At 73.5% G+C, this 21,284-nt stretch carries 23 protein-coding genes and 1 pseudogene; 13 read left to right on the top strand and 11 right to left on the bottom strand.

The genetic code is table 11. The features are described 5' to 3' along the window. Positions 1-7 precede the first annotated feature (7 nt). Positions 8-919 carry a Gfo/Idh/MocA family protein gene (locus IE249_RS08385; protein ID WP_189704126.1) on the top strand — a complete coding sequence of 304 codons (912 nt, stop codon included), beginning with the start codon at positions 8-10 and terminating at the stop codon, positions 917-919. On the opposite strand, the gene lnt is transcribed toward IE249_RS08385, so the two are convergent. Together lnt and IE249_RS08375 are read right to left on the bottom strand one after the other, a co-directional pair. Next, positions 837-2,411 carry an apolipoprotein N-acyltransferase gene (gene lnt, locus IE249_RS08380; protein ID WP_189704125.1) on the bottom strand — a complete coding sequence of 525 codons (1,575 nt, stop codon included), beginning with the start codon at positions 2,409-2,411 and terminating at the stop codon, positions 837-839. The two genes, IE249_RS08385 and lnt, sit on opposite strands and share 83 nt — an antisense overlap. A gap of 105 nt (positions 2,412-2,516) precedes the next feature. Further along, entirely contained in the window at positions 2,517-3,008 is a 492-nt protein-coding gene (locus tag IE249_RS08375) for a nuclear transport factor 2 family protein (RefSeq protein WP_189704124.1), read from the bottom strand. A gap of 195 nt (positions 3,009-3,203) precedes the next feature. On the opposite strand from IE249_RS08375, the gene IE249_RS08370 reads away from it, so the two are divergent. After that, on the top strand, positions 3,204-3,944 hold the full coding sequence (locus tag IE249_RS08370) for an SDR family NAD(P)-dependent oxidoreductase (protein WP_189704123.1): 741 nt from the start codon (positions 3,204-3,206) through the stop codon (positions 3,942-3,944). Between the two features lie 142 nt (positions 3,945-4,086). Here the strand turns inward: IE249_RS08370 and IE249_RS08365 are convergent, their stop codons facing one another. Continuing rightward, positions 4,087-4,266, bottom strand: a complete 180-nt coding sequence (locus IE249_RS08365; RefSeq protein ID WP_189704122.1) for a hypothetical protein — start codon at positions 4,264-4,266, stop codon at positions 4,087-4,089. Positions 4,267-4,394: 128 nt separating this feature from the next. Beyond that, a complete protein-coding gene (locus IE249_RS08360; protein ID WP_189704121.1) occupies positions 4,395-4,865 on the bottom strand; it encodes a winged helix-turn-helix transcriptional regulator in 471 nt (156 codons plus the stop codon). Positions 4,866-5,001: 136 nt separating this feature from the next. Here IE249_RS08360 and IE249_RS08355 point away from each other — a divergent pair, with 136 nt between their 5' ends. Beyond that, positions 5,002-6,171, top strand: a complete 1,170-nt coding sequence (locus IE249_RS08355; protein ID WP_189704120.1) for a thiolase family protein — start codon at positions 5,002-5,004, stop codon at positions 6,169-6,171. A 42-nt stretch (positions 6,172-6,213) separates the two neighbouring features. Here the strand turns inward: IE249_RS08355 and IE249_RS08350 are convergent, their stop codons facing one another. After that, positions 6,214-6,999 (bottom strand): TVP38/TMEM64 family protein, encoded by a 786-nt coding sequence (locus IE249_RS08350; protein ID WP_189704119.1) that lies wholly within the window; start codon positions 6,997-6,999, stop codon positions 6,214-6,216. Positions 7,000-7,048: 49 nt separating this feature from the next. Between IE249_RS08350 and IE249_RS08345 the strand changes: the two genes are divergently transcribed. The 3 genes from IE249_RS08345 to IE249_RS08335 all read left to right on the top strand — a co-directional run bounded on the left by IE249_RS08345 (position 7,049) and on the right by IE249_RS08335 (position 10,234). After that, positions 7,049-7,771: a DNA alkylation repair protein gene (locus tag IE249_RS08345; protein ID WP_189704118.1), complete on the top strand. Its 723-nt coding sequence runs from the start codon at positions 7,049-7,051 to the stop codon at positions 7,769-7,771. 345 nt (positions 7,772-8,116) lie between these two features. Further along, positions 8,117-9,286 carry an elongation factor Tu gene (gene tuf, locus IE249_RS08340; RefSeq protein ID WP_189704117.1) on the top strand — a complete coding sequence of 390 codons (1,170 nt, stop codon included), beginning with the start codon at positions 8,117-8,119 and terminating at the stop codon, positions 9,284-9,286. Between the two features lie 102 nt (positions 9,287-9,388). Further along, a complete protein-coding gene (locus tag IE249_RS08335; RefSeq protein WP_189704116.1) occupies positions 9,389-10,234 on the top strand; it encodes a spermidine synthase in 846 nt (281 codons plus the stop codon). A 21-nt stretch (positions 10,235-10,255) separates the two neighbouring features. Here IE249_RS08335 and IE249_RS08330 read toward each other — a convergent pair whose 3' ends face one another. Continuing rightward, entirely contained in the window at positions 10,256-11,266 is a 1,011-nt protein-coding gene (locus tag IE249_RS08330; protein ID WP_189704115.1) for a DUF8017 domain-containing protein, read from the bottom strand. Positions 11,267-11,431: 165 nt separating this feature from the next. Between IE249_RS08330 and IE249_RS08325 the strand changes: the two genes are divergently transcribed. Further along, positions 11,432-11,869 (top strand): DUF4442 domain-containing protein, encoded by a 438-nt coding sequence (locus tag IE249_RS08325; RefSeq protein WP_189704193.1) that lies wholly within the window; start codon positions 11,432-11,434, stop codon positions 11,867-11,869. Between the two features lie 199 nt (positions 11,870-12,068). Here the strand turns inward: IE249_RS08325 and IE249_RS36640 are convergent. Further along, positions 12,069-12,439 (bottom strand): annotated as a pseudogene (locus IE249_RS36640) (UTP--glucose-1-phosphate uridylyltransferase); the annotation flags it as partial. Between the two features lie 370 nt (positions 12,440-12,809). Between IE249_RS36640 and IE249_RS08320 the strand changes: the two are divergent. Continuing rightward, positions 12,810-14,060 (top strand): hypothetical protein, encoded by a 1,251-nt coding sequence (locus tag IE249_RS08320; protein ID WP_189704114.1) that lies wholly within the window; start codon positions 12,810-12,812, stop codon positions 14,058-14,060. A gap of 68 nt (positions 14,061-14,128) precedes the next feature. After that, entirely contained in the window at positions 14,129-14,782 is a 654-nt protein-coding gene (locus IE249_RS08315) for a DedA family protein (RefSeq protein ID WP_189704113.1), read from the top strand. A gap of 51 nt (positions 14,783-14,833) precedes the next feature. On the opposite strand, the gene IE249_RS08310 is transcribed toward IE249_RS08315, so the two are convergent. After that, complete coding sequence (locus IE249_RS08310; RefSeq protein ID WP_189704112.1) at positions 14,834-15,361, bottom strand: gamma carbonic anhydrase family protein; 528 nt, start codon at positions 15,359-15,361, stop codon at positions 14,834-14,836. A 124-nt stretch (positions 15,362-15,485) separates the two neighbouring features. Between IE249_RS08310 and IE249_RS08305 the strand changes: the two genes are divergently transcribed. Further along, entirely contained in the window at positions 15,486-16,343 is an 858-nt protein-coding gene (locus IE249_RS08305) for an acyltransferase (protein WP_189704111.1), read from the top strand. An 84-nt stretch (positions 16,344-16,427) separates the two neighbouring features. Here the strand turns inward: IE249_RS08305 and IE249_RS08300 are convergent, their stop codons facing one another. Beyond that, entirely contained in the window at positions 16,428-17,285 is an 858-nt protein-coding gene (locus IE249_RS08300) for a DMT family transporter (protein ID WP_189704110.1), read from the bottom strand. A 93-nt stretch (positions 17,286-17,378) separates the two neighbouring features. Between IE249_RS08300 and IE249_RS08295 the strand changes: the two genes are divergently transcribed. Both IE249_RS08295 and IE249_RS08290 read left to right on the top strand, forming a co-directional pair. Then, positions 17,379-17,951 carry a helix-turn-helix domain-containing protein gene (locus IE249_RS08295; RefSeq protein WP_189704192.1) on the top strand — a complete coding sequence of 191 codons (573 nt, stop codon included), beginning with the start codon at positions 17,379-17,381 and terminating at the stop codon, positions 17,949-17,951. A 90-nt stretch (positions 17,952-18,041) separates the two neighbouring features. Then, on the top strand, positions 18,042-18,596 hold the full coding sequence (locus IE249_RS08290) for a YbaK/EbsC family protein (RefSeq protein WP_189704109.1): 555 nt from the start codon (positions 18,042-18,044) through the stop codon (positions 18,594-18,596). A gap of 33 nt (positions 18,597-18,629) precedes the next feature. Here IE249_RS08290 and IE249_RS08285 read toward each other — a convergent pair whose 3' ends face one another. Next, entirely contained in the window at positions 18,630-19,721 is a 1,092-nt protein-coding gene (locus IE249_RS08285; RefSeq protein ID WP_189704108.1) for a cation diffusion facilitator family transporter, read from the bottom strand. A 59-nt stretch (positions 19,722-19,780) separates the two neighbouring features. On the opposite strand from IE249_RS08285, the gene IE249_RS08280 reads away from it, so the two are divergent. Beyond that, on the top strand, positions 19,781-20,140 hold the full coding sequence (locus IE249_RS08280; RefSeq protein WP_189704107.1) for an ArsR/SmtB family transcription factor: 360 nt from the start codon (positions 19,781-19,783) through the stop codon (positions 20,138-20,140). A gap of 88 nt (positions 20,141-20,228) precedes the next feature. Here the strand turns inward: IE249_RS08280 and IE249_RS36635 are convergent. Next, the coding region (locus IE249_RS36635) for an APC family permease (RefSeq protein ID WP_229857811.1) at positions 20,229-21,284 on the bottom strand (1,056 nt) is incomplete at its 5' end.

Raw genomic sequence — 21,284 nt, 5'->3', positions numbered from 1 at the left:
AGTGCACGTGAAGGTCGGCTGCATCGGACTGGGCGACATCGCGCAGAAGGCGTACCTGCCGGTGCTCGGCACACAGCCCGGCGTCGACCTGCATCTGCAGACCCGCACGCCCGCCACCCTCGAGCGGGTCGCCGACGGCCTGCACGTGCCGCAGGACCGGCGGCACACCGCCCTGGACGACCTCCTCGCCCAGGACCTCGACGCCGCGTTCGTGCACGCCCCCACCGCCGCGCACCCGGAGATCGTCACCCGGCTGCTGGAGGCCGGCGTGCCGACGTACGTCGACAAGCCGCTCGCCTACGAACTCGCCGACTCCACGCGCCTGGTGGAGCTCGCCGAGGAGCGCGGCGTCACGCTCGCGGTCGGGTTCAACCGGCGCCACGCGCCCGGGTACGTGCAGTGCGCCGACCACCCGCGCGAGCTGATCCTCATGCAGAAGAACCGCGCCGGGCTGCCCGAGGAACCCCGCACGATGATCCTCGACGACTTCATCCACGTCGTGGACACGCTGCGGTTCCTGGTGCCCGGCCCGGTCGACGACGTCACCGTGCGCGCCCGCGCGCGGGACGGGCTGCTCCACCACGTAGTGCTCCAGCTCGCCGGGGACGGCTTCACCGCGCTCGGTGTGATGAACCGGCTGAGCGGCTCGGCCGAGGAGATCCTCGAGGTGTCCGGGCAGGACACCAAGCGCCAGGTCGTCAACCTCGCCGAGACCATCGACCACAAGGGCCAGCCGACCGTGCGCCGGCGCGGCGACTGGGTGCCCGTCGCCCGGCAGCGCGGCATCGAACAGGCCGTGCTGGCCTTCCTCGACGCGGTGCGGGCGGGGAAGGTGCTCAGTGCCCGTGACGCGCTGGAGACCCATGAACTGTGCGAGCGGGTGGTGCGCTCGGTTCTGGAGCACGCCCGCGCAGCCTGAGCGCCCGCACGCCCTCCACGGCGCACAGGGCCGCGAGGACCAGCAGCGCGCCGTGCGCCGGCCAGTCGCCGAAGCGGACGTACGGCGTGATGCCGTGCGAGGTCGGCACCTCGTACACCCGCGCGGTGCTCGCGTCCGTGCCCAGCCACGAGCCGATGCGCTGCCCGGCCGGCCCGTACACGGCGGAGACGCCGGTCAGCGTGGCGTGCACCATGGGCCGCCCGGTCTCGGCGGCCCGCAGAGCGGCCAGCGAGGCGTGCTGCTCGGGGGCCCAGCTGTGCTGGAAGGTCGACGTCGAGGACTGGGCGAGCAGCACGCCCGCGCCGTCCTGCGCGAGGTGCCGGCTCATGTCCGGGAACGCCGTCTCGAAGCAGACCATCGGGCCGATCCGCAGCCCGTGCCCGACGTTCATCACCACCTGCTCCGTGCCCCGCCGCCGGTCCTCGCCCGCGGCCTTGCCCACCGAGGTCGCCCAGCCGAGCAGGGAGCGTGCCGGGACGTACTCGCCGAAGGGGACCAGCCGCATCTTGTCGTAGCGGTCGCCGGTCGGGCCGCCGGGACCGACGAGCACCGAGCTCTTGTAGATACCCGGCCGGTCGGACCGGCGCGCGTCCACGTTGACCAGGACGTCCGCGCCGAGGGCACGGGACAGGGCCGCGATCCGCCGCGCCAGGTCCGGCCGGTCCTTCAGGTCGAAGCCCACGCTGGACTCGCCCCAGACCACCAGGTCCAGGTGCTGCCCCACCAGGCGGCTGGTCAGCCGCTCCTCGAGGTCGAAGCGGCGCTGCCCGCTGTCCGCCCCGGCGACGATCCCCGGCTGCACCACGGCGATGCGGACGTGCCCGTCCACTGCGGGCCGCGGCGCCCAGAGCCAGGCCGCGGACGTCGCCAGTGCCGTCGCGAGCAGGCAGGCCACCGCGGGTATCCGGCAGCCGCGGACCGCGACGAGCAGGGCGACGGCCGCATTGACGGCCACCACCAGGAAACTCAGCAGCCACACCCCGCCGACCGAGGCCAGCCGCAGGGCCGGCGCCACCTGCCACTGGCTGGCGCCGAGCATGCCCCAGGGGCCGCCCAGCCCCTGCCAGGAGCGGACCAGCTCCACCGCCAGCCAGCCCGAGGGCAGCACGACGAGCGCCGCCGCGCCCCGGCCGCCCGAGGGCACCCCGCCGAGGAACCGCCGTACCAGCCATCCCCACGGCGCCCACAGCAGGCCGAGCAGCGCGGCGATGATCACCGTGAACACGTGCAGGCTCGGCAGCAGCCAGTGGTGCACGGCCAGCATGAAGCCCAGTCCGCCGTACCAGCCGTCGTACGCGGCCCGCCGCCCGGTCGGGGCCGAGCGGGCCAGCAGCAGCCAGGGCACGAGCGCCACGTAGGCGAACCACCACAGGGAGGGCGCGGGGAAGGCGAGCATCGGCAGCGCGCCGGCCAGCGCGGCGAGTACCGAGCGACGCCACGGAGAGGCGAGCCACCGACCGAACGTCTTCATAGGCCGCCCTCCTACCCGTGGATGGCTCCGGCTACCCGCGGCCGGTCCCCGGGCTGACTCCAGTCTGCGCGCCGGCGGGGATCATGCCCAGAGGGCCTTCCGGCCTCAGCGTGGCGCCGGGCGGCCGGGGTCCTCCGGGAGGGAGCGCCACTTCTCGGTCACGGTCACCCCGTGCAGGCGCCAGCCCTCGTCCGTACGGGACAGCGCGAAGGCGTAGCGCCCGCCGCACACGAAGTCGGGCGCGGTCGCCTCGCCCCCGTCGTCCTCGCGGGCCAGGCGCATGGGGTTGACGTAGTCGGCAAGCACCCGGGCCGTGTCGCCCGTGTCCTGCCGCAGATCCCCGAACGTCAGCCGCCGGTTGACGATCAGATGCTGCCGCATCGGGAAGAGCCGCATCGTCCCGGCCAGCCATCCCGCGACCTGCCCGGCGTCGCCCTCGATGCCGCCCGCCGACCGGTAGTCGGCGCGCCCGTCCGGAGTGAACAGCCCGCGGTACGCCGCCCAGTCGCCGTCGTCCACCGCCACGGCGTACGCGGTGATCAGGTCGTCCACGGCCAGCCGGTCCAGCACGGTCGCGAGCTCGGTCCGCTGTGTCATCGGCACAGTGTCGGGCAGTCGGCGTGCGGAGCCAAGAGGCGTGCGCTGGGCCGGACGGGTGATGCCGGCGGTGCGGTGGGGTCCCGTTCGCACGGCCTGCCCCGGCTGCCCGCACTCGCCGACGAGGTGCGGATGACCGCCCGGGCCTAGGATGATCACACGGGAGGACGGACGGTCGGTGGAACGGAGGTCGTCATGAAGCGTCTCGTCACGGTCGTCACCGGCGGCGGCCGGGGCATCGGCGCCGCGATCTGCCGGCGGCTCGCCCACGACGGGCACGACGTGGTCGTGGGCTACGTCAACGACACCGCGGCCGCCGAGGCGGTGGCCGACGAGGTGCTGGAAGCCGGCGCGCGCGGCGTCACCGTACGGCTGGACACGTCCGTGGAGGCCGACGTGGAGCGGCTCTTCGCCACGGCCGAGGAGCGGCTCGGACCGGTGACGGGCCTGGTGAACAACGCCGGGGTGAGCGGACCGCTGGGCCGCCTCGCCGACACGGACACCGCCGATCTGCGACGGGTCGTGGAGGTCAACCTCCTCGGCACGCTGCTGTGTTCGCGCCGCGCGGCCCAGCTCATGGCACCCCGGCGGAGCGGCGTGATCGTCAACGTGTCCTCCGCGGCCGCCACGCTGGGCAGCCCGGGCGACTTCGTCCACTACGCCGCGACGAAGGCGGCCGTCGACACCCTCACCGTGGGGCTGGCCAAGGAACTCGGCCCGGACGGCATCCGGGTCAACGCGGTCGCGCCCGGCATGATCGACACCGAGATGCACGCGGAGATGGGCGACCCGGACCGGGCGCGGCGCGCCGCCGCGACGATCCCGCTGCGCCGGCCGGGCACGGCCGAGGAGATCGCCGCCGCCGTGGCGTGGCTGATGTCACCGGAGGCCTCGTACACGACGGGAGCGGTGCTGCGGGTGTCGGGCGGGCGCTGAGCGAGGGCGCCGAGGGGCTCTGAGCGGAGGGCGTCGAAGGGACGCGCCGAGGGGGTGCTGACGGGCGCCGGGAGGAGGGCGTCGAGCGCCGGATGCGTGCTCGTGCTGGGGAGTGGGCGGGCGGCGGCCGGGCCGCGCGGGCTCAGGCGGCCTCGATGACCTTGCCTCTGATGGCGGCGGCCCACTCGACCACCAGCAACTCGTACTCCGCGCGCTCCTGTGCGGTCAGGGAGCCGCCCGCGCGCGTCCACAGGGCCCTGATCCGCTCGTTCAGCTCGGAGGCGGAGCGCACGGAACCAAGGGCCACGGAATCGGGGGACATGGTCCAAGCCTAGGGGCAAGCACTGACACTGCGCTACCGGACGGCTACGGCGACGAGAACACGCCCGGCGAACGCGCGGCGAACGCGCGGCGAACGCGCGGCGCCGACGCCGAGAACCAGCCGGTCGCTCAGGCCGCCGCGGGCCCCGTCACCGTCCAGCCGGGCGCCTGCGGACGGGCCGTCAGGTCCTCGTGGTGGACCGGGCGTTCGCAGGCGGCACAGGTGACGACCGGGACCAGCTCCTCGCCGCAGCTGTGCTCGATCACCATCGGGCGGTCGCCGTCCCGGCGCAGATGGCGGTCGCCCCAGGCCATGAGGGTCATCAGCACCGGCTCGAGCTCGAGGCCGGCCGGGGTGGGCCGGTACTCGAAGCGCTGCGGGCGCTCGCTGTAGGCGCGCTTGGTGAGGATCCCGGCGTCGACGAGGCGCCGCAGCCGGGTGGCCAGGACGTCGCGCGGGGCGCCGATGTTGCGTGCCAGCTGGTCGAAGCGGCCGTTGCCCAGGCACACCTCCCGCAGGACGAGCAGGGAGTACTTCTCGCCCACGAGCGCGAGGGCGTCGGCGATGGAACAGGGACGCGGGTCCTTCGGGGCGGCCATGACGCCAGTCTACGAGTACTCCGCCAGTGGGTTTGATTTTCCAACTCACCGGGCTATGGTGGGTCCAGATTTCCTACTCACCGGTAATCGCCTGGGCGGCCCGGTCGTCCGCCCAGCGGCCAAGGAGGCCCGCACCATGCGCGACGCAGTCATCGTCGAAGCCGTACGCACCCCGATCGGCAAGGGCAGGCCGAACGGCGCCCTGGCCCACGTCCACCCCGTCGAGCTCCTCGCCCACACCCTGCGCTCCCTGGTCGAACGCTCCGGCGTCGACCCCGCGCTCATCGACGACGTGATCGGCGGCACCGTCGACCAGGTCGGCGAGCAGGCCATGAACACCACCCGCTACGCCGTGCTGTCCGCGGGCCTGCCCGAGACGGTCCCGGCGACGACCGTGGACCGCCAGTGCGGCTCCTCGCAGCAGGCCGTGCACTTCGCGGCCCAGGGCGTGATGGCGGGGGCGTACGACGTCGTCGTCGCCTGCGGAGTGGAGTCCATGAGCCGGGTGCCGATGTGGTCCAACGTGACCGGGGGAGCGGACCCCTTCGGGCCGGGAGTCGCCGCGCGCTTCCCCGAGGGCCTGGTCCCGCAGGGCATCAGCGCCGAACTCATCGCCGCCAAGTGGTCGCTGGGGCGCGAGCGGATGGACGCCTTCGCCGTCTCCTCGCACCGGAAGGCGGCCGAGGCCTGGGCGGGCGGCCTGTTCGACGCGGAGGTCGCGCCCCTGGAGGGCGTCACCCGCGACGAGTGCGTACGGCCGGGCAGCACCACCGAGGTCCTCGCCGGTCTCAGGCCCGCCTACCACGACCCGGTGTTCGCCGAGCGCTTCCCGCAGATCGAGTGGAACGTGACGGCGGGCAACGCCAGCCCGGTCAACGACGGCGCCTCCGCCGTGCTCATCACCTCGGGCGAGACCGCCGCCCGCCTCGGCCTGCGGCCGCTCGCCCGGCTGCACAGCTTCGCCGTCACCGGCTCCGACCCGCTGCTGATGCTCACCGGTGTGATCCCGGCCACCGAGAAGGTGCTGCGCAGGGCGGGTCTCGCCCTCGACGACATCGACCTGTTCGAGGTCAACGAGGCGTTCTCCAGCGTGGTGCTCGCCTGGCAGCAGGAGACGGGCGCGGATCTCGCCAAGGTCAACGTGCACGGCGGCGCGATCGCCCTCGGGCATCCCCTGGGCGCGAGCGGCACCCGCCTGACGGCCACGCTCGTGCACGCGATGCGCGAACGCGGGGCCCGCTACGGCCTGCAGACGATGTGCGAGGCGGGAGGCCTCGCCAACGCGATGATCCTGGAAGCGGTGTAACGCACGTCGGCCGTCCGTCGCGGGCGACCCCGGCGGACGGCGTCAACGCGGGCGCAGGTGGTGGCGTTTGCGCCAGGCCACCACAGCGGCCGCCAGGGCCGGTACGGCGATGACGGCCATGGCGATCAGGAAGGCCGGCGAGGTGGGCGCGGAGGCGCGGGCGCCGGCGACGACGTAGGCGGCGGTGTTCGGAACGGAACCGAGCGCCGTCGCGGTCAGGAAGGCCGGCCAGCCCATGCGGGAGACCGCCGCGCAGTAGTTCGCGGCCCAGAACGGCACCCCGGGGAACAGCCGGGTCAGCAGCATCGAGCGGAACCCGTGCCGGCTCAGCTGTCCGTCCGCCGCCCTGAGCAGCCGTCCGCGCAGCAGCGGACGCAGCGCGTCCTGACCCAGCACCCGGCCCAGGCCGAAGGAGACCCCGGCGCCGAGCACCGTACCCGCGAGCGCGGCACCGAGCCCGAACCGCGAGCCGAACAGCGCGCCCGCGGCGAGGTTCAGCAGCGGACGCGGCACGAACGCCACCGTGCACAGGCCGTACGCCACCGCGAACACCACGGCCGCGGCGGCCCCGCCGAGTTGGGGCGGCCACCCTTGCGCGAGCAGTCTCTGCGGCTGGAAGAGCAGCACCGACGAGCCGGCCGCCGCGAGCAGGACGAGCAGCAGGGACAGCCGGGACCAGGGGGAGAACAGCACACGAGAGCAGCGGGTGAGAACGCCCGCCGGCGCGGCGGACGCCGCGGCCCCGGGGCGGGCGACGGCGAACTCGGCGGCTGCGGCCCGGGGAGAGGCCGTGGCGGTGCCCCCAGAGCGGGTGGTGGCATCGAGCATTCGGTGACACTAACCGACGCATATGTGTGATCGCCGTATGGTTCGTCTCATGAGTGTCACAGGTGCGGGTGTCCCCGGGGCGCCGGCCGGCGGTCTCGCCGCCACCGTGCTGGATCGGCTCACCACCGCCTACGCCGGCGCGGCCGACCCCGCGCGGGCCGCCGCCATGCGGGCGTACATGAAGGACGTGGCCCCTTTCCTCGGCCTGACCACCCCCGTACGCCGCGCCCTGTCCCGCACGGTCGTCGCCGGACTGCCCCGCCCCGGCGAGGCCGACTGCACGGCGATCGCCCTGCGCTGCTGGGAGCTGCCCGAGCGCGAGTACCACTACTTCGCCGTCGACTACCTGCGCCGGCACGTGGGCCGCTGCTCCTCCGGCCTCCTCCCCGTGACGCGGCACCTGATCTCCACGGTCTCCTGGTGGGACACCGTCGACCTGCTCGCCGCGCACGTCGTCGGCCCCCTGGTCGCGGCCGACCCGGCGCTCACCGCCGAGATGGACGCCTGGATCGCCGACGACGACCTGTGGATCGCCCGCGCGGCCCTGCTGCACCAGCTCCGCTACAAGGAACGCACCGACACCGGGCGCCTGTTCGCCTACTGCGTGCGCCAGTCGGGGCACCCCGACTTCTTCGTGCGCAAGGCGATCGGCTGGTGCCTGCGCGAGTACGCCAAGACGGACCCCGAAGCGGTACGCGCCTTCGTCGAGCGCGAGCGGGGACGCCTCTCGCCGCTGTCGGTGCGCGAGGCCCTGAAGAACATCGGGCCTTGAGGAACATCGGGCCTTGAGGAACGTCGGGCCCTGAAGAACATCGGCTCCTGCGGCAGTTCGGGTCCTGATCCGCTGACACCCCCTCACCACCCGCCCCCACCTCCCCGAAAACCGTTGGACGGGCGGTGGGGCGTCCGCGATGATCGACGTCATGTTCCGGCACGCCTTCCTCCTCGCAGCATCCGCGGTCGCGGATGCCCCGAAGGCTGCCGTCGTGATCCTCCTGGCCGCAGTCGACGGCGCCCGAAGCTGACCCTCCCCGGATCGTCCGGCGGACCCCGCAGGGGGAGGGTCGGCGAGTTCCCGGGGTCCGGCGCACACTTCACGAGGCTTCGAGGTACAGCCATGCCCAAGACGGCGTACGTACGCACCAAACCGCATCTGAACATCGGCACGATGGGCCATGTCGACCACGGCAAGACGACCCTGACCGCCGCCATCACCAAGGTCCTCGCCGAGCGCGGCACCGGCACCTTCGTGCCCTTCGACCGCATCGACCGGGCCCCCGAGGAGGCCGCGCGCGGCATCACCATCAACATCGCGCATGTCGAGTACGAGACCGACACCCGGCACTACGCGCACGTGGACATGCCGGGCCACGCCGACTACGTCAAGAACATGGTCACCGGGGCCGCGCAGCTCGACGGGGCGATCCTCGTCGTCTCCGCGCTCGACGGGATCATGCCGCAGACCGCCGAACACGTGCTGCTCGCCCGGCAGGTGGGCGTCGACCACATCGTGGTCGCGCTCAACAAGGCCGACGCGGGCGACGAGGAGCTCATCGACCTGGTCGAGCTGGAGGTCCGCGACCTGCTCACCCGGCAGGGCTACCCGGGCGACTCCGTGCCCGTCGTACGGGTCTCCGGGCTCAGGGCGCTGGAGGGCGACCCGCTGTGGACGGCGTCCGTCGAGGCGCTGCTCGACGCGGTGGACACCTACGTGCCCATGCCCGAGCGGTACCTGGACGCGCCGTTCCTGCTGCCGGTGGAGAACGTGCTCACCATCACCGGCCGCGGGACCGTCGTCACCGGCGCGGTCGAGCGCGGCACCGTCCGCGTCGGCGACCGGGTGGAGGTGCTCGGCGCGGAAGTGGAGAGCGTGGTCACCGGCCTGGAGACCTTCGGCAAGCCCATGGAGGAGGCGCAGGCCGGGGACAACGTGGCGCTGCTGCTGCGCGGCGTCCCGCGCGACGCGGTCCGGCGCGGGCACGTCGTCGCCGCGCCGGGCAGCGTGCGGCCGCGCCGGCGCTTCACGGCGCGGGTGTACGTCCTCTCGGCGCGGGAGGGCGGCCGTACGACGCCGGTGTCCACCGGTTACCGGCCGCAGTTCTACATCCGCACCGCGGACGTCGTCGGCGACGTCGACCTCGGGGAGACGGCGGTCGCGCGGCCCGGCGACACGGTCACCATGACCGTGGAGCTGGGGCGCGAGGTGCCGCTGGAGACGGGGCTGGGCTTCGCCGTCCGCGAGGGCGGACGGACGGTCGGCGCGGGGACCGTGACCGCGGTGGAGTGAACGGGGCCGCCGGGACGCGGCACCCGTGGGACGTGGGTACGGCGCGGCCGGTAGTGGCCGGTCGCGCCGTACCCACGGCGGGGTCCCCGGCACAATGGAACCGTGACCGAGCCGATACCCGTGACGCGAGCCGTCGATCACGGGACCGCCAAGCTGATGCCCGACGTCGACCGCGCCCGGGCCTGGCTGCTGACGGTGGACGGGGCGCCCCAGTCCTACGTCGACCTGGACGCGCCCACCCACCTGGAGTTCGAGTACGCCCGCCGGCTCGGGCACGTCCTGGACACCGTCGACGAGCCGGGCCGTCCGCTGGACGTGCTGCACCTCGGCGGCGGCGCGCTCACCCTGCCCCGCTACGTGGCCGCCACCCGGCCCGGCTCACGGCAGCACGTGGTAGAGGCCGACCGCGGCCTGCTGGACCTGGTGGTCACACATCTGCCGCTGCCCGAGGACGCGGGCATCGCGCTGCACACCGCCGACGCGCGCGCCTGGCTGGAGGCGGCCCCCGCCGGCTCGGCCGACGTGCTGATCGCCGACGTCTTCGGCGGCTCGCGCGTGCCCGCACACCTCACGTCCCTCGCCTACGCCCGCGAGGCCCGGCGCGTGCTGCGCCCCGCCGGCGTCTACCTCGCCAACCTCGCCGACGCCGCGCCGTTCGACTTCCTGCGCTCCCAACTGGCCACGTTCGCCGAGGCCTTCGGGGAACTCGCGCTGATCGCCGAACCGGCGGTGCTGCGGGGGCGCCGCTTCGGCAACGCGGTCCTCGTAGCCGCCCACGAACCCGTCGACACGGCCGCCCTGGCCCGCCTGACCGCGTCGGACGCCTTCCCCGCCCGCGTGGAACACGGGGCGGGGCTACGGCGGTTCACCGGGGCCGCCGCTCCCGTGCGCGACGAGGACGCGGTGCCGTCCCCGCAGCCTCCGGAGGGGGCGTTCGGCATCGGCTGAGCCCGGTGGGCCCGTGCGGTCTCAGCCGCCCGTGGGGGTGCCGTGCAGGCGGACGGTGCTGAGGATCTTCATGATGGTCGCCTCGGGCACCTCGCCCTTCACGCCCTTGGCGCCGAAGAAGTTCCAGGAGACGAAGTCGCCGGCGGAGTTCTTGAAGCCGAAGCTGAGCGCCTTGCCGTCGCTCGCGCACTTCCCCTTCTGCGGCGTGTTCGTGGACCTGGCCCAGGCGATGCTGCCCTCGATGCCGGAGGCGGTCTTGTAGGCCTTGGCCTTGCGGTCGTAGCTGAGGCTCTTCTTGTCGGGCTGGGTGTACCCGCCGTATATCCACCAGCCCACGGTGTTGACGGCCACCTCGTCGGTGTTCTTCGCCCCGTCGGCGCCCTTCGTGCCCACCGCGGCCAAGGACGTGTCCTCCGTCCGGCCGTCCTTGTCGTCGTCCGACGTGCACCACTTGGACTTGAATTTGGCGACGCCCGACATGATGGCCAAGGGCTTGCCCGACTTGTCGTCCTCGAAGCCGATGGCCAGTCCCGGCGACTGGACCTCCCAGTCCGCGGGCACGTCGAAGGCGATGCCACGCTTCGGGTTCACCACGACCTTCCAGCCGGCGATGGTCGGCTTCTCCTCCTGGGTGCCGCGTTCGTCGCCGTCCGTCGCGGACGCCGAGTCGGACGGCTCCGCCGTCGCGGACGCGGACTGGCTCGGCTTGTCGTCCTTGCCCGCCTTGTCGTCCTTCTTCGTGCCGAGGACCAGGAAACCGGTCACGCCGGCGGCGACCACGACCGCTGCGGCCGCGATGATCGCGACGAGCTTGGTCCGGTTGCCGCCACCTCCGCCGGGGCCCTGGGACGACTGCGGCGTGCCCACGGGGGGCGTGGGGGCGCCCCACTGCGGCGGCTGCTGCTGCGCGTAGGGGTTGGGCTGCTGGTAGCCGGGCTGCTGGTACGGATTCGGCTGCTGGTACCCCGGCTGCTGGTAGGGGTTGTTCTGCGGGTTCTGCTCGCCCCCGGGCGGCTGCTGTCCTGGCCACATGGGCAGTAACCCTAGTGGCGCCGGGGACACGATTCGGTCACCGGGTCTTGTCAGGGACGTACCAGAAACGGCGGCCGTGCGGACGTGGTGCCGTCACGCCTGTCCGGCCATGTCTGTTCAGTGGCGGCTACCCATGAGTAACATGCCGCCATGAGCGCAGACCAGATGTCCGTCGGCGAGATGCTCGCCGCCACCGTGCCGATGGCCCGGACCCTGAACCTCGAGTTCATCGAGACCGCCCGGGACAAGGCCGTGGTCGCCCTGCCCGACCAGGGCGAGTACCACAACCACGTGGGCGGCCCGCACGCCGGCGCGATGTTCACGCTGGGGGAGTCCGCCAGCGGCGCCATCGTGCTGGCCGCGTTCGGCGACCAGCTCTCGCGCGCCGTGCCGCTGGCCGTGCGCGCCGAGATCGCCTACCGGAAGCTGGCGATGGGACGCGTCACCGCCACCGCCACCCTGGGCCGCCCGGCCGCCGAGGTCGTCGCGGAACTGGACGCGGGACAGCGGCCCGAGTTCCCGGTGTCGGTCGAGATCCGCCGCGAGGACGGCGCCGTCACCGGCGAGATGACGGTCCTTTGGACCCTGCGCCCCAACGGCTGAACGGAAACAAACCCCGGCGGCCCCGCCGGCCCACGGCGGCCCGCCCCCGGCCCACGGCGGCCCGCCCCCGGTCCGTGCCGGCCCGCCCCCGGTCCGTGCCCGCTCGCGCCCGGTCCATGGCGGCCCGTGCGGGTGGTTCAGGCGGCTGAGGCGGGCGTGGTCGTAGAGGCCGGCGGCGCTGGGCGGTTGCCGGGTTGCCGGCCGGCCGGACGACCGTGCGCAGGTAGTCCGCCTTGTCGCCGGTGGCGTGGCGCGGCCCGTCGAAGACGACCCCGTGAACCGTCCCGCCCGACGCCAACTCCCGCAGGGTGCCGGTCGGCTGGACCTCCCCGCCGCGCCCGGGCGGGGTGCGCTCCAGCACGTCGGGACACCGCCGGGTCGAGGACGTAGCGGCCGATCACCGCGTGGGTGTTCGGCGCCCGGCCGGACGAGGGCTTCTCGACCAGGTCCGTGAACCGTACGAGGCCCTCCTCGCCCGTGGGCGCCCACGGCCGCGCAGCCGTGGAGGTGGACCCGGGCCGGGTCCACCTCCATGAGTGCGACCACGCTGCCCGCGTACCGCTCCCGGATGATCATGGTCGCCAGGCCGGCCCACGGCGATGAGAGCGAGCCCGGAGCGGTAGAGGAGCGGGCTGTGGGAACCCGGTTGAAGATTGCGTGTGCCATCCGGGCTTTTTCGCGCACAACTTGAGCGCTCTGCGACGCGTTCTTCGCACACCGAGACCGATACCAGCGGTAACCTGCGGCGAATTCCCGGTTGTTGAAACATCGCCCATTCGAACTGCTTGTTTCCCGTCAGCCGCGTGTGCGAAGGTGAGCCTCCCTGTGGGAAAGGCGGAACCGGCCGCGCTTTTCCGGCCGGAGTACGCACCCACCAGGCACGCATTCCCCTGGACGTGCGTTCCGTATGCCGTCCTGCGGCTCGGAAGGAAATGATTCCGTGCAATCCCCCCACCCCCCACACCCCCCGCGCCCTCCCTACCCGCCCCACCCCGGACCGCCCCCGGGGGAGTCCGACCGCAGCCTCGTCGCCCGGCTGCGCGACCCCGACGGCGGCCACCACGCCGTCGCGCTGCTGCTCGCCCGGCACTGGCGGGCGACGTACGACTACGCCGTCATCTGCCTTGCCGGGCCCGGGAGTTCGGCGGCCATGGTGGCAACCGCCGCGTTCCGCCAGGTGCTGCGGCGGCTGACCGGGGGAGCGGTCGGCGGCGCCCTGCGTCCGCAACTGCTCGCCGCCGCCCGCGAGACCGTACGGCAGTGGGCCGCCGACGAGGCGGCCTGCGTGGTGCTGCCGGAACTGCGCAGGCCCGGCGGCGGCCGCGCGCTCCGCGCGGTCAGGTCCATCACGCCCGAAAAGCGGCAACTCGCCGAGCGGGCTTTCCAGGCACTTCCCGCGGCCTTCCAATGCCTGCTGTGGCACACGGAGGTCGAGGGCGAACCCATAACCATACCGGCCGGTCTGCTGGCCCTGGACACCGAGACCGCGGCGGGTGCGCTGCGGCAGGCGCGCGAGCAATTCCGGGCGGGCTGCGTCCGTGCCCACCGGGAACTCGCGCCGACCGGCGAATGCCGCTTCCACAACCGTCTGCTCGACGTTCCCCTGCGGCGCGGCGGGGCGCTCCTGCCCGATGTCCGCAGACATCTGCGCGAGTGCGCGCACTGCCGCTCGGCGGCCGAACAGCTCGCGCATTTCGACGACGCCCTGGACGTGCTGCTCGCGGAGAGCGTGCTGGGCTGGGGAGCCCGCCGCTATCTCGACTCCCGCCCGACGCGCGGCGACTCGGCGACGGCCTCCGCGGCGGGCGGACGGTCCGGACGGCCCGGGTGGTCCGGGCGGTCAGGGGCACCCGGGCCGTCCGGACCGTCCGGGGTGCCGGGCTCCGTGAGCGCCGGACGCCACCGTGGCGGCTCCGTGGGCCGGGACTCGCTCTCGCGGCGCCACCGCAAGGCCGTGGTGCTCGGCGTCGGGCTCACCTCACTGGTGCTGCTCGCCACCGTGCTGGTGGCCAAGGGCTGGACGGACGACGGCGCGGTCCGCGCCCCGCGCACCCCCTGGGGAGAGCCCGCCGCCAAGTCCGTCCGTCCGAGCGCGGCCGGTGCGCCTGCCGGAGCCGCGCCCACGGTGCCCCGAACCCGTCGAGAAGTGGTCCGGATTGTGGCGGGGCGTCCCGTGCGGGCGAACCGGTAGGCTTTCGTGGGGCGCCTTCCGTGGGCGCCCCACGGAACATCAGGACGCGAAACGGGGAGGAACCGGCGGTGCACGTCCAGGAGTGGCTCGACACGGTACCCGCGGCCGCCGTCTACGCCGCCGTGGCGCTGGTCATCGGTCTGGAGAGCCTGGGCATCCCCCTGCCCGGCGAGATCGTCCTCGTCTCCGCGGCCCTGCTGTCCTCCCAGCACTCGGGCATCAACCCGGTGGTGCTCGGCGTGTGCGCCACCGTGGGCGCGGTCGTAGGCGACTCCATCGGCTACGCCATCGGCCGCAAGGGCGGACGGCCGATGCTGGCCTGGCTCGGGAAGAAGTTCCCCAAGCACTTCAGCGAGGGGCACATCGCCACCGCCGAGCGCTCCTTCCAGAAGTGGGGCATGTGGGCGGTCTTCTTCGGCCGCTTCGTCGCCCTGCTGCGCATCTTCGCCGGCCCGCTCGCGGGCGTGCTGCGGATGCCGTACTGGAAGTTCCTGATCGCCAACGTCCTCGGCGGCATCTGCTGGGCCGGCGGCACCACGGCGGTCATCTATTACGTCGGTGTCGTCGCCGAGTCCTGGCTGAAGAAGTTCTCCTGGCTGGGCCTGGTCGCGGCCGTGCTGATCGGGCTCACCTCGATGCTCGTCCTCAAGCGCAAGGCCAAGAAGGCGAACGCCGCCCCGCAGCAGGCCGAGGAGCCGGAGCCGGTGCCCGCCGGGGAGTGACCCGGCACCCCGCCCGGCTCGGACCGGCCCCGGTGACGCCCGGTGGGAGCCTCAGGAGTGCACCTCGCGGTGCGCCCCGGCCAGCGACGCGTACATCGTCCCGTTGAGGCTGATGCCCTGCCGCTCCTCCTCCGTCAGCTCGCGGCGCACCTTGGCCGGCACCCCGGCGACCAGCGAACCCGGCGGCACCCGCATCCCCTGCGGCACCAGTGCCTGGGCGGCCACCAGAGACCCGGCGCCGATCACCGCGCCGTTGAGCACGGTCGCGCCCATGCCGATCAGGCAGTCGTCCTCGACCGTCGCGCCGTGCACCACCGCGTTGTGCCCGATCGAGACCCGCTCGCCGACGCTCACCGGGAAGCCCGGATCGGCGTGCAGGGTGCAGTTGTCCTGCACATTGCTGTCCGCGCCGACCGCGATCGACTCGACGTCGCCGCGCAGTACCGCCCCGTACCAGACGCTCGCCCCCGCGCTCAGCGCGACGTCGCCGACCACCGTGGCCGTGGGCGCCACGAACGCCCCCTCGTCCACCCGCGGCTCCCGGCCGCCGATGCCCGTGATCAGCGCCTTGTGCGTCATCCTCGTCCTGCCTTTCAATGCCCTCGACGGCATGGGTGCTCACGGCACCGTACGTCATCCGGTGGGGCGAAGATCACAGGCGTCCCGCACCGTGGGCGCGTGCGCGGCTGAGTACCGTGAGCGGGTGCCCAAGCGCAAGAACACGTTCTCATCATGGCGGCGCCGCCTGGCCCAGCGCGCCGTCCACGCGGGCTGGGCCTGGGTGCAGCGCACGGGCTCCGTCACGGCCGAGCACCCCGGGCGGCTGCGCTTCGGGGCGATGGGAACAGGTACCAGACTCGCCTTCCCCCTGGGCACGGTCTTCGGAGAGCCGTGGATCCGCCTGGGGTCCCACTGCATCGTCGGCGAGCAGGTCACGCTGACCGCCGGCCTGATGCCCGACCTCGACCTGGGCCCCGAGCCGATCCTGCGCATCGGTGACGGAGTGGTCCTCGGCCGGGGCAGCCACGTGATCGCGGACACCTCGGTCACCATCGGCAGCGACTGCTACTTCGGGCCGTACGTCTACGTCACCTCCACCAACCACTCCTACGACGACCCGCACGAGCCGATCGGCAGGCAGTGGCCCCGGATGGAACCGGTCGAGATCGGCCCCGGCTGCTGGATCGGCACCGGAGCGGTGATCCTTCCGGGCGCCCGGATCGGACGGAACGTCGTGGTCGCGGCCGGTGCGGTGGTCAGGGGCGAGGTGCCCGACCACGCCGTTGTCGCCGGCGCGCCCGCCCGGGTGGTGCGCCGCTGGACGCCCGCCGAGGGTTGGCAGCCGCCGCTGCGGACGCCGGCACCGGTGCCGATACCGGACGGCGTCACACCGGACCAGCTGCTCGCCCTGGCCGACCTGGACGAGGAGGCCGTGGCCCGGCTCGCCGAGCTGGACGCGGAGAGCGCCCCCGGCCCGGGGTGCGGGGCGGAGACGGCCGGGACCCCTGCGGTCTCCGGGAAGGCCGGTCAGCGACTCGCGGAGCTGGAGCCCGAGGGCTGAGCCGGCGGAGGCGGCTTCGCCCGGCCCACCGGTCGGGACGCTGATCGGCGTTCAGAGCGGTCCGGCCGCCGGCGGCCGCGCCCTTCACCCCGTGGCCAGCAGCAGTGTGCCCACCAGGGCCAGACCGGCCCCGGCCGCCTGGATGGTGCGCAGCCGTTCGCTGAGGAAGCCGCGGGCGGCCAGCGCGGTCACCACCGGGTAGAGCGAGGCGAGCACCGCGGCCACCGTGACCGGGCCGTGCTGGGCGGCGACGGCGTAGGTGCCGTTGGCGGCCACGTCCGCCAGGCCGACGAAGCCGAGGGCGGGCAGCGCGCCCCAGGGGAAGCCGCCCTCGGGAAGCACGGCCCCGCCCCGCCGCGCCGAGGCCCAGAGCGCCGCACCGCCGGCCGCCACGTTGGTCACGCGCTGCACGAAGAGGGCGAGGAAGAGTCCCGTGACGTCGGTGGACGCCTCGGCGATCAGCGCGAACACCGTGCCGAAGCCGGCCGCCGCGACCAGGGTCAGCCAGATCGTCCGCCGCTGCACCGGGGCGCCCTTGAGCTGCGGCCCGCCCGCGAGCACCACCCCGCCCACGGCGACCGCGATCCCGGCCACCTGCATCAGACCCGGGCGCTCCCCGAGGAACAGCCCGACTCCGACCGGGACGGCCACGCTCAGGGTGGCCAGCGGCGAGACCACGCCCATCGGGCCCATCGCCAGCGCCTTGTAGAAGGACAGCATGGCCACCGGGCCGACCAGCCCCGCGGCGAACGCGAACCACAGTCGGGGCCCCGCCTCGGTCCAGCCGCCGGTGGCGACCACGATCGCCCCGAGCACCGCCGCCGCGATCGTCTGGGAGACGACGACCACGGTCAGCGCAGGATTGCGCCGTGTGAGCAGCCCGCCGCCGAAGTCGGCCAGGCCCCACAGGAGGCTGGTGGCCAGGGCGAAGAATGCTGTCACGGCGGGCCTCGCAGTACAGTTCGGTGAACGATCGGGTGCAACCCACCGTAGTTCAAGCAAATGAACGCTGTCATCCAGAATATTGGACGGAATGTGTCGGACCTCGACCTGCTGACCCAGTCCCTGGCGCGCAACGTCAAGCGCTGGCGCACCGAGCGCGGCTTCACCCTGGACACGCTCGCCGGCCGCGCCGGGGTCAGCCGCGGCATGCTCATCCAGATCGAGCAGGCCCGCACCAACCCCAGCCTGGGCACCGTCGTCAAGATCGGCGACGCGCTCGGCGTCAGCATCACCACGCTGCTCGACTACGAGCAGGGCCCGAAGGTCCGCATCGTCCCCGCCGATCAGGCCGTACGGCTCTGGCACACCGACGCCGGCAGTTACAACCGGCTGCTCGCGGGCACCGAGGCGCCCGGCCCGCTGGAGATGTGGGAGTGGCGCCTGATGCCGGGCGAGGGCAGCCCGTCCGATCCGCATCCGGCGGGCACGGTCGAACTGGTCCATGTCACCGCGGGGGAGTTGTCGCTGACCGTCGACGGCGTCGACTACCGCGTGCCCGAGGGCGCCAGCGCCTCCTTCGAGGCCAACACACCGCACACGTACGCCAATGAGGGCGCCGTCCCGATGGAGATGGTCATGGCGGTCTCGGTGCCGCCGGTGCGCTGAGGGGCCCGTTCGCCGAGGGGCCCGTGCGCCGGCCGCCCGGCCCCTGGGACGTCCGGCCGGCCGGTGCGGTACGGCTGTTAGCGTGCGGGCATGCGCGCACCCATCGGAAACTTCGATCAGGCCACCCCCGCACCCGACTGCCTGGACGAGCTGACCGACCCGGTCGCCGACGCCGTACGCGACTGGCGCGGCGGCGTCCCGGCCGACCAGATCGTCTACGTCGAGACCGATCCGCAGTGGGCCGACACGACGGTCTTCGTCGAGCACTACGGGCGCGAACTCCTCGAGCAGTCCGCGAACTGCGTGGTGGTGGCGGGCAGGCGCGGCGGGGAGACCCGTCTGGCCGCGTGCGTGGTGCTGTCCACCACCCGCGTCGACGTCAACGGCGTCGTGCGCCGCCAACTCGACGCCCGCAAGGCCTCCTTCGCGCCGATGGACATGGCCACCGGGGAGACCGGCATGGAGTACGGCGGCATCACCCCGATCGGCCTCCCGGAGAGCTGGCCGATCCTCGTCGACCGGGCCGTCGTCGACCTGCCGTACGTCCTCGTCGGCAGCGGCCGGCGGCGCGGCAAGCTGCTCGTCCCCGGCAAGGCCTTCGCCGGACTGCCCGGAGCCGTGGTCCTGGACGGCCTGGGGGTCTGACGGCCTGCGGGTCCGGCGGTGGGAAGGGCTTGATCAGAGCCGGGCGTGGTGGGCCAGGGCCAGGTGCGGATCGGCCTCGCCGGGCACCGGGGCCGGGTCGGCGTGGACCAGGGCCGCGGTGAGGCGGGGCACGGCGTGCAGGAGGGCGTGCTCGGCGTCCACCGCCACGGCGTGCGCCTGGCGCACCGTCGCCTCGCCGTCGACCACCACCGCCACCTCTGCGCGCAGCCGGTGCCCGATCCAGCGCAGCCGCAGTTCGCCCACCGCCCGCACCCCGGGCACCTCGCGCAGCGCCCGTTCGGCCCGGTCCACCAGGACGGGGTCGACCGCGTCCATCATCCGCCGGAAGACCTCGCGCGCCGCGTCGCGCAGCACCAGCGCGATGGCCGCCGTGATCGCCAGCCCCACGACCGGGTCGGCCGCCCGCCACCCCAGCGCCGATCCGGCCGCCCCCAGCAGCACGGCGAGCGAGGTGTACCCGTCCGTACGGGCGTGCAGTCCGTCCGCGACCAGCGCCGCCGAGCCGATCGCGCGGCCCACGCGGATCCGGTACCGAGCCACCCACTCGTTGCCCGCGAAACCGGCGAGCGCCGCCACGGCCACCGCCGGCAGGTGCTGGACGGGCCGCGGTTCGAGCAGCCGTTCCACGGCCGCCCACGCGGTGAACACCGCCGACGCGGCGATCGTCAGCACGATCGCCAGGCCCGCCAGGTCCTCGGCGCGCCCGTAGCCGTAGGTGAAGCGGCGGTTCGCGGCGCGGCGGCCCAGCACGAAGGCGATGCCCAGCGGTACGGCGGTCAGCGCGTCCGCCGCGTTGTGGACCGTGTCGCCGAGCAGCGCGACCGAGCCGGAGACCAGCACCACCAGCGCCTGGAGCAGCGCGGTCGCCCCGAGCGCGGCGAGCGACACCCACAGGGCCCGCATGCCGCGTGCCGAGGATTCCAGCGCGGGGTCGGTCCTGTCGGCGCTGTCGTGGGAGTGCGGGGCGAGCAGGTGTGCGAGACGGTGCCGCAGGGAGGCGGGATCGTGGTCCCGCGCGGGAGCGTGGCCGCGATGGTGGTGCGGGGAGTGGTCCCGCGCGTGGTCGTGGTCGTGATGGTGATGGTGCGGGTGCCGGTCGCTCATGTGGTTCCCCTTCCGCCGCGGGAGTGGACGCTCGGCATCCACGACGCCATTATGTGCGTATGAGCGCACGCATGCACCTGTCATTTGCGCACCATGCGCACCCGCGCACGCCGGGCGAGGAACAGCTGGCGCTCGCCGCCGAACTCCTCGCCCTGCTCGGCGACCGCACCCGGCTCGCCCTGCTGCACGCGCTCACGCGTGGGGAGGCGGACGTAGGCACGCTCACCGAGGCGTGCGGCGCGGCCCGGCCGGCCGTGAGCCAGCACCTGGCGAGACTGCGGCTGGCCGGACTGGTCGGCACCCGCAAGGAGGGTCGCCGGGTGATCTACTCCCTGCGCGACGGCCATCTGCGCCGCCTCGTCGACGAGGCGCTGAACGTGGCGGACCACCGGCTCGGCGACCGGCCGCCGCACGACTGAGAGCGGCGGTCGCACGGCGGTGGAAATGACGGTGTCCCGCCGGCTGCCACGGGGTGGCAGCCGGCGGGACACCGTGCGGGGGGCCGGGTCAGTGCGCGGGGGCGTCGGTGACCACGACCTCCTCGATGCTCCGCTCGATCTCCTCGGGCGCGGACGCGGTGGCCTTCGCCCAGTAGTAGATGACCAGCGAGAAGGCGGCGACGACCAGCATGTCCCACCACAGTGCGATGTGGCCCTGGCCGCCGAAGCCGCCCTGCCAGGAGATCAGGCCCATGCCCAGCAGGTAGCCGGGCAGCCACTGCGCGGCCTTCCAGTCCAGCCGGGGCGCGTCCGGCAGGCCCTTGCTCTTGGCGTACAGCGCGTAGCCGCCGAGCAGCACGTAACCGAGGACGATCGCGATGCCGAGGCGCCACAGGGTGTCCCAGCCGGCCCAGTAGATGATCAGGTTGGCGACCACGAAGGACAGCGGCGCGATCACGTTGCCGGCGGGCAGGCGGTAGGGACGCTCGTGCCTCGGCAGCCGGTCGGCGAAGACGCCGTAGGCCAGCGGGGCGCCGGCGTACATCAGGACGCTCGCCGAGGTGATGAAGCCGACCAGCTCCTGCCAGCTCGGGAACGGCAGGAAGCAGACGATGCCGGTCACGAAGGAGAGGATCAGACCGAACCACGGCACGCCACGCGAGTCGATCTTCTCGAAGATCTTGGGCGCGTAGCCGTTCTTGGCCAGGCCGTACGAGACGCGGGAGGTGGCGGTGGTGTAGATCAGGCCGGTGCCGCCGGGGGAGATGACGGCGTCGACGTAGAGCACCACGCCCAGCCAGCCGAGGCCGACCAGCGTCGCCACACCGGCCCACGGGCCGCTGATGCCGGGGAAGTCGAGCTTGGCCCAGCCGTGCGCGAAGGAGCTCAGCGGCAGGGCGCCGATGAACACCACCTGGAGCAGGACGTAGATGGTCGCGCCGATGGCGACCGAGCCCAGCGTGGCGCGCGGCAGGTCGCGCTTGGGGTCACGGCTCTCGCCCGCAAGCTGGATCGCCTGCTCGAAGCCCAGCAGGGCGAAGATGATGCCGCTGGAGCTGATGGCGCCGAGCACGCCCTTGGAGCCGAACGGGGCGAAACCGTGTGCGGTGAAGTTGTGCGGGTG

It is taken from the genome of Streptomyces anandii JCM 4720 (assembly GCF_014650655.1).
GTDB classification, from domain to species: domain Bacteria; phylum Actinomycetota; class Actinomycetes; order Streptomycetales; family Streptomycetaceae; genus Streptomyces; species Streptomyces anandii.
Note: the sequence above shows the minus strand (reverse complement) of the source record. Positions and strands in the feature narration are given on the sequence as shown.